General features: G+C 73.0%; 12 protein-coding genes. 2 read left to right on the plus strand and 10 right to left on the minus strand.

All coding sequences use genetic code 11. The features are described 5' to 3' along the window. Window positions 1–17: 17 nt before the first annotated feature. From BM142_RS16325 to BM142_RS16335, 3 genes are all read right to left on the minus strand, one after another. On the minus strand, window positions 18–1304 hold the full coding sequence (locus BM142_RS16325; RefSeq protein WP_092201149.1) for a sugar ABC transporter permease: 1287 nt from the start codon (window positions 1302–1304) through the stop codon (window positions 18–20). A gap of 10 nt (window positions 1305–1314) precedes the next feature. Continuing rightward, a complete protein-coding gene (locus BM142_RS16330; RefSeq protein ID WP_092201152.1) occupies window positions 1315–2121 on the minus strand; it encodes an ATP-binding cassette domain-containing protein in 807 nt (268 codons plus the stop codon). A gap of 147 nt (window positions 2122–2268) precedes the next feature. Next, a complete protein-coding gene (locus BM142_RS16335; protein WP_092201154.1) occupies window positions 2269–3363 on the minus strand; it encodes a sugar ABC transporter substrate-binding protein in 1095 nt (364 codons plus the stop codon). A gap of 221 nt (window positions 3364–3584) precedes the next feature. Here BM142_RS16335 and BM142_RS16340 point away from each other — a divergent pair, with 221 nt between their 5' ends. Beyond that, window positions 3585–4808 carry a thiolase family protein gene (locus BM142_RS16340; protein ID WP_092201156.1) on the plus strand — a complete coding sequence of 408 codons (1224 nt, stop codon included), beginning with the start codon at window positions 3585–3587 and terminating at the stop codon, window positions 4806–4808. Beyond that, complete coding sequence (locus tag BM142_RS16345) at window positions 4805–6892, plus strand: 3-hydroxyacyl-CoA dehydrogenase NAD-binding domain-containing protein (RefSeq protein WP_092201158.1); 2088 nt, start codon at window positions 4805–4807, stop codon at window positions 6890–6892. The genes BM142_RS16340 and BM142_RS16345 overlap by 4 nt, the downstream gene beginning before the upstream one ends. A 108-nt stretch (window positions 6893–7000) precedes the next feature. On the opposite strand, the gene BM142_RS16350 is transcribed toward BM142_RS16345, so the two are convergent. From BM142_RS16350 to BM142_RS16380, 7 genes are all read right to left on the minus strand, one after another. Next, window positions 7001–7279 (minus strand): thiamine-binding protein, encoded by a 279-nt coding sequence (locus BM142_RS16350; protein WP_092201160.1) that lies wholly within the window; start codon window positions 7277–7279, stop codon window positions 7001–7003. Between the two features lie 87 nt (window positions 7280–7366). Then, on the minus strand, window positions 7367–9283 hold the full coding sequence (dxs, locus tag BM142_RS16355) for a 1-deoxy-D-xylulose-5-phosphate synthase (RefSeq protein ID WP_092201162.1): 1917 nt from the start codon (window positions 9281–9283) through the stop codon (window positions 7367–7369). Window positions 9284–9418: 135 nt separating this feature from the next. After that, a complete protein-coding gene (locus BM142_RS16360; protein WP_217640752.1) occupies window positions 9419–9787 on the minus strand; it encodes a hypothetical protein in 369 nt (122 codons plus the stop codon). A gap of 75 nt (window positions 9788–9862) precedes the next feature. Next, window positions 9863–10093, minus strand: a complete 231-nt coding sequence (locus BM142_RS16365) for a DUF4177 domain-containing protein (protein ID WP_092201166.1) — start codon at window positions 10091–10093, stop codon at window positions 9863–9865. A gap of 63 nt (window positions 10094–10156) precedes the next feature. Further along, window positions 10157–10681 carry a hypothetical protein gene (locus BM142_RS24610; protein WP_092201168.1) on the minus strand — a complete coding sequence of 175 codons (525 nt, stop codon included), beginning with the start codon at window positions 10679–10681 and terminating at the stop codon, window positions 10157–10159. A gap of 43 nt (window positions 10682–10724) precedes the next feature. After that, entirely contained in the window at window positions 10725–12050 is a 1326-nt protein-coding gene (locus BM142_RS16375) for a class I SAM-dependent RNA methyltransferase (protein ID WP_092201170.1), read from the minus strand. Further along, window positions 12043–14088: an APC family permease gene (locus BM142_RS16380; protein ID WP_092201173.1), complete on the minus strand. Its 2046-nt coding sequence runs from the start codon at window positions 14086–14088 to the stop codon at window positions 12043–12045. The genes BM142_RS16375 and BM142_RS16380 overlap by 8 nt, the downstream gene beginning before the upstream one ends. Between the last annotated feature and the right edge of the window lie 129 nt (window positions 14089–14217).

Raw genomic sequence — 14217 nt, forward strand, 5'->3', positions numbered from 1 at the left:
GGAGGCGGCCGGCGTCCTCAGCGTTTGGTGGACGCCGACCGCCGACGGGCCAGCGCGTCGACGCTGGCGGCCAGCAGGAGCACCCCGCCCGTGATCACGAAGTTCAGGTAGGCGGCCACCCCCAGCAGGCCCAGGCCGTTGGCGATGATCGCGATGACCAGACCGCCGAGGACGGCGTCCCGGGCCTTGCCCCGGCCACCGAAGAGGCTCGTGCCCCCGATGACCGCCGCACCGACGGCGTAGAGCAGGGTGTTGCCGGCACCGGCGTCCGGCGTCACCGAGCTCAGCCGGGAGGTGGCGAGGATGCCGCTGATCGCGGCCAGGCTCGACGAGATCACGAACGCCATGACCCGGATCCGCGTGACGTTGATGCCGGCCCGGCGCGCGGCCTCGGCGTTGCCGCCGACGGCGTACATGTGCCGCCCGAACGTGGTGCGGGAGAGCACGAAGGTCAGCAGGAGCAGCAGCAGCACGACCAGCGGCACGGCGTAGGGGATGCCGGCCAGGTCGATCGCGGCGGCGAGCGCACGGTCGACGCTGAGGATGGCCGTCACACCGAACACCACCGCGGCGATCAGCACGACCCGGACCACCACGAGCACCAGCGGCGGGTGCGCCAGGGCGCGGGACTTCAGCGAGCGCCAGCGCCACAGCTCGAATGCGGCGTAGGAGACGGCGACGACCGCGGCGAGGATCCACCCCAGGGTGACCGGCACGTTCTCGTTGGCGAGCGCCCGGACGACCGGCTCGCGCACCGGCACCGTGCCGCCCTGCCCGATGATCCGCAGGGTGACGCCCTGGAAGCCGAGGAACAGGGCCAGGGTCACGACGAAGGACGGGATCCCGACCATGCCGACGAGGCTGCCGGTGAACGCGCCGATCACCGCACCGGTGGCGATGGCGGCCAGCAGGGCGATCGGCCAGGAGACCCCCACCTGCACCAGCAGCTGGGCGAGCACCGCCGAGCAGACGCCGCTCACCACGCCCGCGGACAGGTCGATCTCGCCCAGCAGCAGGACGAACACCAGGCCCATCGCCAGCACCATGATCGGCGTCGACTGCACCAGCAGGTTGGCGAGGTTCAGCGGGGTGAGGAACGTCCCCGGCCGGAGGATGGTGAACAGGATGCCCAGGACGACGATGCCCAGGATGGCCGGCAGCGCGCCGAGGTCACCGCCGCGCAGCTTGTTCAGGTAGCCGCGGACGGCGCCGCCGACGGTGTTGTCCTGGCGGTCGCCCTCGAAGCCGGCGGCCGGCTTCTGCGGACCGCTCGCCTCGGCGGCGGTCAGGGTGTTGCTCGACATGGCAGTCCTCTCAGTCCTCGAGCGCGTCCGGTGCGAGCCCCAGCTCGCCGGACCGGCCGGAGGTGATCAGCTCGATGACCTGGGTGCGGTCGACCTCGGAGATGGGGACGTCGGCGGCGACCCGGCCCAGGTACAGGGCGGCGACGCGGTCGGCCACCTCGAAGACGTCCACCATGTTGTGGGTGATGAAGACGACGGCGTGCCCGGTGTCGGCCAGCCGGCGGACGAGGTCGAGGACCTGCCGGGTCTGCGCGACCCCCAGCGCGGCGGTCGGCTCGTCCAGGATGACCAGCTTGGACTCCCAGAGCACCGCCTTGGCGATCGCCACGGTCTGCCGCTGGCCACCGGAGAGGCTGGAGACCAGCTGCCGCACGGACTTCAGCGTGCGCACCGACAGCTTGGCCAGGGTGTCGCGCGCGGCCTCCTCCATGGAGGCCTCGTCCAGGACGATGCCGCGCTTGCGCTCGCGGCCGAGGAACATGTTCTGCACGACGTCGAGGTTGTCGGCGAGCGCGAGGTCCTGGTAGACGACCTCGATGCCCAGCCGGGCGGCGTCCCGGGGGCCGGTCACCTGCACCGCCTTGCCCTCGAACTCCACCGTGCCGGAGTCGACCGGGTGGATACCGGCGATGGCCTTGATCAGGGTGCTCTTGCCGGCGCCGTTGTCACCCACCAGCGCGGTGACCTTGCCGGGATAGACGTCGAGGTGGACGTCGTGCAGGACCTGGACGGCCCCGAAGCTCTTGTTGACGCCTCGCAGGCTCAGCGTGGGTCGCTCCAGGGTCGAGGTGGTCGTGCTCTGTTCGGGTGCGGACACCGCTGCGTCCCTTCCTGCATGGGTTCGGCCCGGGGCGGGCCGTGGTGAGGCAGTGTGACGCCCCGCGGGCCCCGGTGGACCCGGAACCCGCGGGGCGGGGAGCACGGCGGCCGGGACACCCGCGATCGGATGCCCCGGCCGGCCGGCTCAGGAGATGCCGAGCTCGGTGCAGGCTGCGGCGTACGCGCCGGTGCAGACGTCGGCGGCGCTCTGGTAGCCGTCGTCGATGACCTGCTTGACGTTGTCCCGGAAGACCGAGACCGGGTCCAGCAGCACGGCGGGCACCTCGCGGTCGCCCTCCGTGTCCTCGACCGAGCCGTCGACCTCGGGCTCCTCGCCGTTGACCAGGGCCACGGCGAGCTCGGCCAGCGCGTTGGCCTCCTGCTCGATCGGCTTGTAGACCGTCATGCACTGGTTGCCGGCGAGGATGTTCTGCAGCCCCTCGACCGTGGCGTCCTGACCGGTCACGGGCACCTGACCGGCGGCGTTGTTGCGGCCGAGGATCGAGACGACCGCGTTGGCCAGGCCGTCGTTGGCGGCCAGCACGCCCTGGATGTCACCGCCGGCCTGGGTGTACATCTGCTCGAAGATCGTGGCGGCCTGCTGGTTGTCCCAGTCGGGCACGGCCTGCTCGGCCACGACCGTGTACTGGTCCATCGCGTCCAGGACCTCGTGGGCACCCTGCGAGAACAGCGTGGCGTTGTTGTCGTCGGGCGAGCCGTTCAGGTAGGCGATGTTCGCCGGCTGGTCGCCGAGGCACTGCGCCAGGCCCTCGCCCTGCAGGCGGCCGACCTCGGTGTTGTCGAAGGAGACGTAGTAGTCGCTCTCGCCGCCGAGGGTCAGGCGGTCGTAGTCGATCGTCTGGACGCCCTGCTGCTCCGCCTGGCGCTGGATCGCCGCGCCCGAGGCCGAGTCCAGGTTCGTGATCGCCAGGACGGTCACGCCCTCGGTGATCATCTGCTCGGCGATGGTCGCCATCTGCTGGGCGTCGCCCTGCGCGTTCTGGATGTCGTACTCGACACCGGCCTCGTCGAAGGCGGCCTCGAGCAGCGGGCGGTCGGCCGACTCCCAGCGGGCCGAGGACGCCGTGTCGGGGAGGATCACGCCGATCTTGCCGGCGGCCTCACCGCCGCCTCCGCCACCGCTGCCGCCGTTGCCACCGTCGTCGTCGCCACCACAGGCGGCCAGGCCGAAGACCATGGCCGCCGCGATCGCCGTCGTCACCGTGCGCCGTCGCACCATGAGGGACCTCAATTTCGTTGGGGTTACAGAGAAATTCCGGCGGGTCATCTTGCGCGACGGCGGCTGGTCACTGCAAGGAGACCTCCGCGCTGTTGCCGGACCGTGATCCTCCGGCCCCCCGTCCGGGTGTCGCGTGGCGCTTGGCCAGGACGGTTACCGGCGGGTAACTTGACCTCCTGTCGAGCCCTGCCGGGCCCGCCAACGACTCCTGCGGAGGTCCTGTGTCTTCTCCTGAGCGGCTTCCACGCTCGCTGCGCGAGGTCGTCTTCGTCGACGGCGTGCGCACCCCCTTCGGAAAGGCGGGCCCGAAGGGCATCTACGCCGAGACCCGCGCCGACGACCTCGTCGTCCGGGTCATCCGCGAGCTGCTGCGCCGCAACCCGGCGCTGCCCGCCGATCGCGTGGACGAGGTGGCCATCGCCGCCACCACCCAGATCGGCGACCAGGGCCTGACCCTCGGGCGGACCGCCGCGCTGCTGGCGGGGCTGCCGAAGTCCGTGCCCGGCTACTCGATCGACCGCATGTGCGCCGGCGCCATGACGGCCGTGACCACCACCGCCAGCGGCATCGCCTTCGGCGCCTACGACGTCGCCATCGCCGGCGGGGTCGAGCACATGGGCAACCACCCGATGGGTGAGGGCGTCGACCCCAACCCGCGGATCATCAGCGAGAAGCTGGTCGACCCCTCCGCCCTGGTCATGGGCTCGACCGCGGAGAACCTGCACGACCGGTTCCCGCACCTGACCAAGGAGCGGGCCGACGCGTTCGCCCTGGCCAGCCAGCAGAAGTACGCGAAGGCGGTGGCGAACGGCCAGATCGGGCCGGAGCTGGTGACCATGGCCACCCGGTCGGCCGAGCACGGCTGGGGCGTCGCCACGGTCGACGAGCCGCCGCGGCCGCAGACCACGCTCGAGGGACTGGGCACGCTCAAGACGCCGTTCCGCCCGCACGGGCACGTGACCGCGGGCAACGCCGCGGGTCTCAACGACGGCGCCACCGGCTGCCTCCTGGCCGCCGAGGACGTCGCGGAGGAACTCGGCCTGGACGTGGGGATGCGCCTGGTCGGCTACGGCTTCGTCGGGGTCGAGCCCGAGGTCATGGGCATCGGCCCGGTGCCCTCCACCGAGCGCGCGCTGGCCCGCACCGGGCTCACGATCGACGACATCGGGCTGTTCGAGCTGAACGAGGCCTTCGCCGTCCAGGTGCTGGCCTTCCTCGACCACTTCGGCATCGCCGACGACGACGAGCGGGTCAACCCCTGGGGCGGCGCGATCGCCGTCGGCCACCCGCTGGCCTCCTCCGGCGTGCGGCTCATGACCCAGCTGTCGCGGCAGTTCGCCGAGCGGCCCGACGTCCGCTACGGCCTGACCGCCATGTGCGTGGGCCTGGGCATGGGCGCCACCGTGATCTGGGAGAACCCGAACTGGGAAGGTTTCGCCAAGTGACCACTGCAGTCTTCGAGAACGAGGTCGTGACGGCCGCCAAGGTCCGTTACCTGGCCCTGCCCGGCCTTTCCGGCGAGTTCGCGCTGATCACGATCGACAACGGCCACGACCACACCCGGCCGTCGACGTTCGGCCCCGGCGGGCTGGCCTCGCTGGACGCCGCCCTCGACGAGATCGCGGCCCGCTCGCCCGCCCCGGTGGCGATCGGCGTGACCGGCAAGCCGTTCATCTTCGCCGTCGGCGCCGATCTCTCGGGTGTGCCCTCGGTGACCGACGCGGCCACCGCGCGGCAGATCGCCGAGACCGGGCACCGGGTGTTCCGCCGGTTGAAGGACTCGACGGTCCCGACGTTCGCCTTCGTCAACGGCGTCGCGCTCGGCGGCGGCCTGGAGCTGGCGCTGCACTGCCGGTACCGGACCCTCGCGTCGACGGCGATGGTGGCCTTCCCCGAGGTCTTCCTCGGGCTGGTGCCCGGCTGGGGCGGCACGCAGCTGCTGCCGAACCTGATCGGCATCGACCCCGCCGTCACGGTGATCGTCGAGAACGCCCTGGCGCAGAACACGATGACCCCTGCGCCGAAGGCGGCGAAGCTGGGCATCGCCGACGCCGTCCTGGAGCCGGCGGACTTCCTCGAGCGGTCGCTCGAGTGGGCCGTCGGCGTGCTGGACGGCTCGGTGACCGTGGACCGTCCCGAGGTGGACCGTTCGGCCTGGGACGACGCGATCGCCCGGGCCCGCCAGGTCGTCGCCGCCCGCACCCGCAACGCCTCCCCGGGTGCCGTCCGGGCCGTCGACCTGCTCGACCTGGCCCGCGCCGGCGTCGAGGGCGAGGCGTTCACGGCCGGCACGGCCGCCGAGGACGACGCGCTCACCGACCTGCTGATGAGCGACCCGCTGCGGGCCTCGCTCTACTCGTTCGACCTGGTGAACAAGCGGGCGAAGCGCCCGGCCGGCGCACCCGACAAGTCGCTGGCCCGGAAGGTCGGCAAGGTCGGCGTCGTCGGGGCCGGGCTCATGGCCTCGCAGCTGGCGATGCTGCTCGTGCGGCAGCTCAAGGTGCCCGTCGTGCTCACCGACATCGACCAGGCCCGCGTCGACAAGGGCGTGGCCTACGTGCACGGCGAGCTGGACAAGCTGGCGCAGCGCGGCCGGCTGAACCAGGACAAGCTCAACCAGCTCAAGGGTCTGGTCACCGGCTCGCTGTCCAAGGACGTCTTCGCCGACGCCGACCTCGTCATCGAGGCCGTGTTCGAGGAGATGTCGGTCAAGCAGCAGGTGTTCGCCGAGGTCGAGGCGGTGGTGTCCGACACCTGTGTGCTGGCGACCAACACCTCGGCGCTGTCGGTGACCGAGATGGCGTCGAAGCTCGAGCACCCGGAGCGCGTGGTCGGTCTGCACTTCTTCAACCCGGTCGCCGTCCTCCCCCTGCTGGAGGTCGTGCGCGCCGAGCAGACCGACGACGCCACCCTGGCCACCGCCTTCGCCGTGGGCAGGTCGCTCAAGAAGTCGTGCGTGCTGGTCGCGGACGCCCCGGCGTTCGTCGTCAACCGGCTGCTCACCCGCTTCCTCGGCGAGGTGACCGCGTCGGTGGAGCAGGGCACCCCGGTGGCCGTCGCCGACCGCGCGCTGGACCCGCTGGGTCTGCCGATGACGCCGTTCGAGCTGCTCACGCTCGTCGGGCCGCCGGTGGCGCTGCACGTGGCCGAGCGCATGCACGAGGCGTTCCCCGACCGGTTCTCCGTCGGCGAGGGCCTGCGGAGGATGGTCGAGCTCGGCAAGTCGTCGGTGTACAGCGAGCCGGGCATCGTCGACCCCGAGCTCGAGGGCATCGACGCCGGCGACTCCCCGCTCACCGAGGACGAGGTGCGCGAGCGGGCCGTCGAGGCGCTGGCGCAGGAGATCCGGCTGATGCTGGACGAGGGCGTCGTGCAGGCGGTGCAGGACATCGACCTGTGCATGCTGCTGGGCGCCGGCTGGCCGTTCTGGCTGGGCGGCATCTCCGCCCACCTGGACCGGACCGGTGTCGCCGAGAAGGTCACCGGCGAGCGCTTCCTGCCGACGGGTGTGGCCTCCCTGCCCGCCTGACCCTGCTGGGATCAGGTGACCTGATCGTGGAGCGTCCTCCCTCGTGGTGTGCGGTGAGGGAGGACGCTCCACGGCGCGGGAGGACGGCGGACGGCTCCCGCCCGGTGCTCAGCGGAACTTGCTGGTGAGGCTCTCCATCGTGCGGTTCACCGAGGCGACCTTGATGTGCGAGAGCCCGGCCGGCGCGCCCGCCGCGAGCATCGCCTCGTGCGCCGCCCGCAGGGTCGCCCACACGACGTCGTCCTCGCCCTCCACGGTCGTCCCGAGGGCGCCCACCTCGTAGCGCAGGCCGGCGGCCTGGATGACGGCGATGGCCGCCTCCACGTAGGCGTGCGGGTCCCCCGGCGTACCGGGCGGGGACGGCGCCACCTGGATCTCCGCGATCATCACGTCCTCCTCCGTGTCTGCCCGTTCACCAGGCCCCGTCCGGAGGCTCGCCCTCAGCGTGCGAAGGGTGAGCGGGACGGGGTCCTCCTACTGCTGCGCCCCGTCGACCGGCTCGACGACATGGTTCTCGCTGCGCTCGGCCAGCTTCGCGGTCCACTCGGCGATGCGGCGAGCGACGTCCTGCTCGGTCAGGCCCGCCTCGGCCAGCACCTGGCCCCGGCTGCCGTGCTCGAAGAACTGCTGCGGCAGCCCGACGGCACGCACCGGCACGTCGCACTCCCGGTCCTGCAGCGCCTGGCTCAGGGTCGTGCCGACTCCCCCGGCGCGGCCGCCGTCCTCCACGGTGACGACGAGACGGAAACCTGACGCGAGCGCCACGAGTTCATCGGCCACCGGCAGCACCCAGCGCGGGTCGACCACCGTCACCTCGATCCCCTGGTCGGCGGCCCGCTCGGCCACGGCCAGGCACATCGGCACCATCGACCCGACGGCGACCAGCAGCACGTCGGCCCGGTCCCCACGGCGCAGGACGTCCACCGGCCCGCGCCGCTCGAGCGCCGGGATGTCCACCGGCGGCGGGCCCTTGGGGAACCGCACCACCGTCGGCCCGTCGGTCACGGCGACCGACTCGCGCAGCGCCTCCCGGAGCGTGGACTCGTCCCGCGGGGCCGCGAGCCGCAGGCCCGGGACCACCGACAGGATCGACATGTCCCACATGCCGTTGTGCGAGGCGCCGTCGGTCCCGGTCACGCCGGCCCGGTCGAGGACGACGGTGACCGGCTGCCGGTGCAGCGCGACGTCCATCAGCAGCTGGTCGAAGGCCCGGTTCAGGAAGGTCGAGTAGACGGCGACGACGGGATGCAGCCCGCCCATCGCCAGCCCCGCGGCCGAGGTCAGCGCGTGCTGCTCGGCGATGCCCACGTCGAAGGTCCGGTCCGGGAAACGCTCGGCGAAGGCCGCCAGCCCGGTCGGGTGCAGCATGGCCGCGGTGATCGCCACGACGTCGGACCGCTCGGCACCGATCCGCACCAGCTCGTCGGAGAAGGCCGTCGTCCAGTCGCGGGCGGCCACCGTGCTGGCGCCGCTGTCGGGGTCGAAGACCCCGGTGGCGTGCCAGGCGTCGATCTGGTCGGTCTCGGCCGGGGCGTAGCCGAAGCCCTTGGTCGTGACGGCGTGCACGATGACCGGACCGCCGAACGACCGGGCCCGCCGGAGCGCGGACTCCATCACCTCGATGTCGTGCCCGTCGACCGGACCCACGTACTTCATGCCGAGGTCCTCGAACATGCCCTGGGGCGACAGGACGTCCTTGAGGCCCTTCTTGATGGCGTGCAGCGCGTCGTAGAGCGCGGAGCCGAGCACGGGCGCGCGGTGCAGCGCCTGGCGCACCTGCAGCAGCGCGTTCTCGTAGCCGGGGCGCAGCCGCAGGGTCGCCAGCGCGTCGGCGACGCCGCCGATGGTCGGCGAGTAGGACCGGCCGTTGTCGTTCACCACGATGACGACCGGGCGGTCCTGGGCCGCGGCGATGTTGTTCAGCGCCTCCCAGGCCATGCCGCCGGTCAGCGCGCCGTCGCCGATGACGGCGACCACGGGCCGCCCGTCACCGCGGACGGCGAAGGCCTTGGCCAGCCCGTCGGCGTAGGACAGCGACGTCGAGGCGTGGCTGTTCTCCACCCAGTCGTGCTCGCTCTCGGCCCGGCTCGGGTACCCCGACAGGCCACCGCGCTGGCGCAGCCGCTCGAATCCCTCGACCCGGCCGGTCAGCATCTTGTGGACGTAGGCCTGGTGCCCGGTGTCGAAGACGATCGGCTCGCGCGGGGAGTCGAAGACCCGGTGCAGCGCGATCGTGAGCTCGACGCACCCCAGGTTCGGCCCCAGGTGCCCGCCGGTCTTGGCGACGCTGGAGACCAGGGCGTCGCGGATCTCGGCCGCCAGGGTCGGCAGGTCTTCGGCCCGGAGAGCCCGGACGTCTTCGGGGCCCTGGAGCGATCGCAGGAGCGGCACGGCTCGACGGTGTCCTCTCGGTCGGCGGCAGCTGGGTCGGCGACGAAGGAGCAGGCCGCCGGTCAACTGTAACCGCGCTTTCCCCGCACTTCCGGTCGAGCGGGGTCGCCGGATGCACTGCACGCGCACGCGGCTCTACAGCCGCGGTACCCACCGTTCGCCGCGCAACGCCCCGGCCACCACCTCGACGCCGCGGGCCGCGGCCGCCAGCCGGGCACCCTCGCGCTCGTAGGCGGTCATGGCCGCCTCGATGGCGTCGGCGGGCAACTGGTCGGCGAGCTCGACGCGGACCGTGCGCCAGCCCGTGCGGGCGGCCTCCAGCCCGGCGGCGACGTGGTCGGCGGCGAACCGGGCGAGCAGCACCGGGTAGCGCCGGAGCACCTCGTGCGCCCGGTAGTCCGGCGGGACGAGGTCGTACAGCCACGTCACCGCCGTGCGCTCCCAGTCCGGAGCACCGGGGGGTCGGACCTCCTCCGGCCAGCCGGGGGGCACGGTGTCATGCACCTGCCCAGTGTGCCGCATGGATCGAACGCACGTTCGATCCTGCGCGGCCCTCGCGCGTCGCCGGAGGTCCCTCGCTCAGCCGTCCGACTGCCGCTTGAGCCAGAACTGCTCGAAGCCCCAGGTCCCGGCACCGCTGGAGTGGTAGCTCACCAGCTCCCAGCCCTCGGCACCCAGACGGTTGAGGACGGAGCTGGTGTCACCCTGCTGGCGCTCGGACTGCCCGCCCGGGAGCTTGATGCTGACGCCGGCGCGCTCGGACTCGGCGTCGTTGGCGGTGATGACGGAGGCGTATTCCCACGTGGCCACACGCAGACGTTAGCCGGTGGCGCCGGGCGGACAGTGCCGCCGCCCGGCCGCGCCCCGCCGTGCTCAGGGGGTGACGGGCTCCAGTACCGGGTCCAGCGGGTCCGTCGGGTCGACCGGGGGCTCGGTGGGGAGCAGCAAACCGGTCACGCAGTCGAGCAGCCCGCCGTCGGGCAGGGTGAGGATCCCGTCGACCACGCAGTCGGTGACCTCCGCCAGCGTGTCGATGACGTCCGCGAACAGCCGAGGGAGACCGGGCAGCGGCGCTCCGGCGGCGTCCCCCGCCGCCGTCCCGGCCTGGACGTCGCGGACGGTGTCGGCGGCAGGGGCCGGCACCCGGCCGGCCGGCACCGGCGCGGCCTCGGCCGCCGGGACCTCCGGCGCCACCGGGGAGGGCGCCCGCAGGGCCGGTGGCGGACCACCGGCCGCCGGCCCGGGGTCCGGGCGCGGGGCGGGCGGCCGCTCGGCCACCGGCTGCTCGAGGGACGACGGCATGTCGCCGAGGTACCGGGGTTCCTCGTCCGGGATCGCCGCGACGCCGCCGAGGGCGAGGAGGGCGGCCGCACCGAGGATCACGGTGGTCCGGGCCATGGGAGCAGCCTACGACGTCTGTGCACGGCGCGTCACATGAACATCAGCGGACGAGCAGCGCCACGCATTCGACGTGCGCGGTCATCGGGAAGGCGTCGAACCCGCGGATGCCGGCCAGCCGGTACCCCTCACCCGTGACGGCGGCCAGGTCCCGGGCGAGGGCCGCCGGATCGCAGGCGACGTAGACGACCGCTCGCGCGCCGGTACCGGCCAGCAGCCGGCTCACCTCTCGCCCCGCACCGGCCCGGGGCGGGTCCAGGACGACCACGTCGGGAGCCGTGCCCAGGTCGGCGAGGAGACCGGCGAGGCCCTCGGCGTCGACGTCGCCCTGCCAGACCTCCGCCTGCGGGAACCCGGAGAGATTGGCGTCGGCGGCTGCGCAGGCCCCCGGATCGGACTCCACGCAGACGACCCGCCCCGTCGGGCCCACGGCCGGCGCCAGGGCGCCGCCGAAGAGACCGGCCCCCGCGTAGAGGTCGAGCACCGTCTCCCCCGCGCGCACGTCGGCGAACGCCGAGACGGCGGCGACCAGCGCGTCGGCGGCGGCGGGGTGCACCTGCCAGAAGCCCGTTCCCTCCACCTCCCAGTCGCGGCCACCGGCCCGCCGCTCCGCGCGCCCCGCCGGCTCCTCGGGCAGGGCGCCGCCGGGCCGCACGACCCGGCTCGACGTCGGCCGGCCCCGACGGTCCAGCCGGGTGGTGGTCACCGCGCCGGTGGAGTCGACCGAGACGTCCACGGCTCCGGCCCCGGGCCAGGGACGCCGCAGCACGGCGGCGGCCGCCGACTCCTCCGTGATCGGGCAGTCGTCGAGGACGACGACGTCGTGCGACCGGTGCCGGCGCAGCCCGGCCGCGCCCGTCCGGTCGACGGCGAACCGGGCGCGCGAGCGCCAGCGCAACGGTCCCCCGGGCAGCTCCTCGACGGGAACGTCGACGTCCAGCCCGGCGAGGCGGGACAGCTGCTCGCGGACCACCGCCGCCTTGAGCCGGCGCTGCTCGGCCGGGTCGACGTGCTGCCAGTCGCAGCCGCCGCACCGGCCGGGGCCGCTGTGGGGGCAGGGCCGCTCGACGCGTGCGGACGAGGCCTCCAGCACCTCGACGGCGTCGGCCCGGCAGAAGCCCGGGTGGCGGTCCTCGGTCACCCGGACGACCACACGCTCCCCGGGGAGGCCGTGCCGGACGAACACCACCCGCCCCTCGTGCCGGGCGACGCAGTGCCCCCCGTGCGCGACTGCGCCCACGGTCACCTCGAACTCGCGCCCGCCCCACCCGAGTCCCTTGTCAGCCGCCCGAGCCCGGCCCTTCGGCCGCCCTCCAGGGCCCCGCGCCGAGCCTGCGAGGTGTGGGGGGGAGGGTGGTCCTTCAGCCATAAGGCGTGCTCTCGACGTCGTCCTCGGTGAACCCGCGGCGGAGATCGCCCGGCGCCGGTCCGGCGCCGCGGGCGTCCCCGTCGTCGCGGCCGACCGAGCTCTCCAGCTGCCAGGGCACGGTGGTGATCATGACCCCGGGCTGGAACTGCAGCCGGGCCCGCAACCGCAGCGCGCTCTGGTTGTGCAGCACGTTCTCCCACCAGTGCCCGACGACGTACTGCGGGACGAACACGACGACGAGCTCCCGCGGGCTCTCCCGCCGGATCGCCTTCACGTAGTCCAGGACCGGCCGGGTGATCTCGCGGTAGGGCGACTCGACCACCGTCAGCGGCACCGGGATGTCGTAGCGCTCCCAGTCGGCCTGCAGCCCCCGGGTGTCCTCGTCGTCCACGTTGACCGTCAGCGCCGTGAGCTGGTCCGGGCGGGTGGCCCGGGCGAACGCCAGCGCCCGGAGCGTCGGCTTGTGCACCTTCGAGACCAGGACGACGGCGTGCACCTTGCTGGGCAGGGTGCGCGAGTCGGTGTCGGGGGCCAGCTGGTCGGCCACGTGCGAGTAGTGCTTGCTGATCGCCTTCATCAGCACGATGAGCAGCGGCATGGACACCAGCACCAGCCAGGCCCCGTGGGTGAACTTCGTGACGACGATGATCACCAGGACCACCGACGTCAGGCTCCCGCCGACGAAGTTGATCGTCTGCGACCGGCGCATCCGGCTGCGCTCCGGCCCGTCGTCGGTGAGCCCGATCTCCCGGTTCCAGTGCCGGACCATCCCCCACTGGCCGATGGTGAAGCTGGTGAAGACCCCGATGATGTAGAGCTGGATCAGCCGGCTCACCGACGCGTCGAACGCCACGATCAGCAGCGCCGCGAACCCGGCCAGCAGCAGGATCCCGTTGCTGTAGGCCAGCTTGTCGCCGCGGGTGTGCAGCTGCCGGGGCATGTACCGGTCCTGCGCCAGCACCGAGCCGAGCAGCGGGAAGCCGTTGAAGGCGGTGTTGGCGGCCAGGATCAGGATGAGGGCCGTCGCGGCCTGGATGACGTAGAAGCCGAGCGAGCCGTCCCCGCCGAACACGGCGGCCGCGAGCTGCGCGATGACGGTGCGCTGGGGGTCGGTCTCGCAGTCGCCCTGGAAGCCGACCAGATCGCAGGTGAACTCGGTGTACTTCACGTCGGCGAGCAGGGCCAGCGCCGTCACCCCGGCGAACATCGTCGCGGCGATACCGCCCATGAGCGCCAGCGTGGTGGCGGCGTTCTTGCTCTTGGGCGGCCGGAAGGCAGGCACGCCGTTGGCGATCGCCTCGACCCCGGTGAGGGCCGTGCACCCGGACGCGAAGGCCCGGAGGGCGAACAGCACCAGCGCCAGGCCGGCGAGGTCGGAGTACCCGGGCTCGGGGATGACCGTGTACCCGGAGCTCTCGGCCACGAGGCCGTCGGGCGTGAAGAAGTACCGGATGAACCCGGTCACGAGCATGACCAGGATGCCCGAGATGAACAGGTAGGTCGGCAGGGCGAAGGCCCGGCCGGACTCGCGCAGGCCGCGGAGGTTGGCGGCGGCGAGCAGCCCCACGAGCGCGACGGCGATCAGCACGCGGTGCTCGTTGAGCGACGGGAACGCCGAGATGACGTTGTCGGTGCCGGCCGACACCGAGACCGCCACCGTCAGCACGTAGTCCACCAGCAGCGCGCTGGCCACCACCAGCCCCGCCGCGGGACCGTGGTTCTTCATGGCGACCTCGTAGTCGCCACCACCGGAGGGGTAGGCGCGGACCACCTGGCGGTAGCTGAGGACCACGGTCACGAGCAGCACCACGACGGTCGCCGCCAGCCACGGGGCCAGGTACAGGAAGGCCGTCCCGGCCAGCGTCAGGACGATGAGGATCTCCTGCGTGGCATAGGCCACGGAGGACAGCGGGTCGCTGGCGAAGATCGGCAGCGCGTAGCGCTTGGGGAGCAGCGACTCGCCCAGGCGGTCGCTGCGCACGGCGCGTCCGAGGACGAGCCGTTTCGGGAGGTGTCCGAGGTCGGACAGGCGAGGCACGGCGGCGATGGTACGGACGCAGTGGCACCGGATGCCGCCACTCCCGGGCGCGCCCCGCCCGGGAGGGGGACGTCACCCGCCGCGCGCCCACCGCGGCCCGTCCGCGGGTGTAGCTTCGCGCCCGGTACG

The sequence above is a fragment of the Blastococcus tunisiensis genome, assembly GCF_900112815.1.
Taxonomy (GTDB): domain Bacteria; phylum Actinomycetota; class Actinomycetes; order Mycobacteriales; family Geodermatophilaceae; genus Blastococcus_B; species Blastococcus_B tunisiensis.

Bases quoted from the DNA above. Each gene is read 5' to 3' on its own strand.
- BM142_RS16325 (WP_092201149.1), bottom strand. From the start codon at position 1,304: ATGTCGAGCAACACCCTGACCGCCGCCGAGGCGAGCGGTCCGCAGAAG.
- BM142_RS16335 (WP_092201154.1), bottom strand. From the start codon at position 3,363: ATGGTGCGACGGCGCACGGTGACGACGGCGATCGCGGCGGCCATGGTC.
- BM142_RS16350 (WP_092201160.1), bottom strand. From the start codon at position 7,279: ATGATCGCGGAGATCCAGGTGGCGCCGTCCCCGCCCGGTACGCCGGGG.
- BM142_RS24610 (WP_092201168.1), bottom strand. From the start codon at position 10,681: ATGGCCCGGACCACCGTGATCCTCGGTGCGGCCGCCCTCCTCGCCCTC.
- BM142_RS16375 (WP_092201170.1), bottom strand. From the start codon at position 12,050: ATGGCTGAAGGACCACCCTCCCCCCCACACCTCGCAGGCTCGGCGCGG.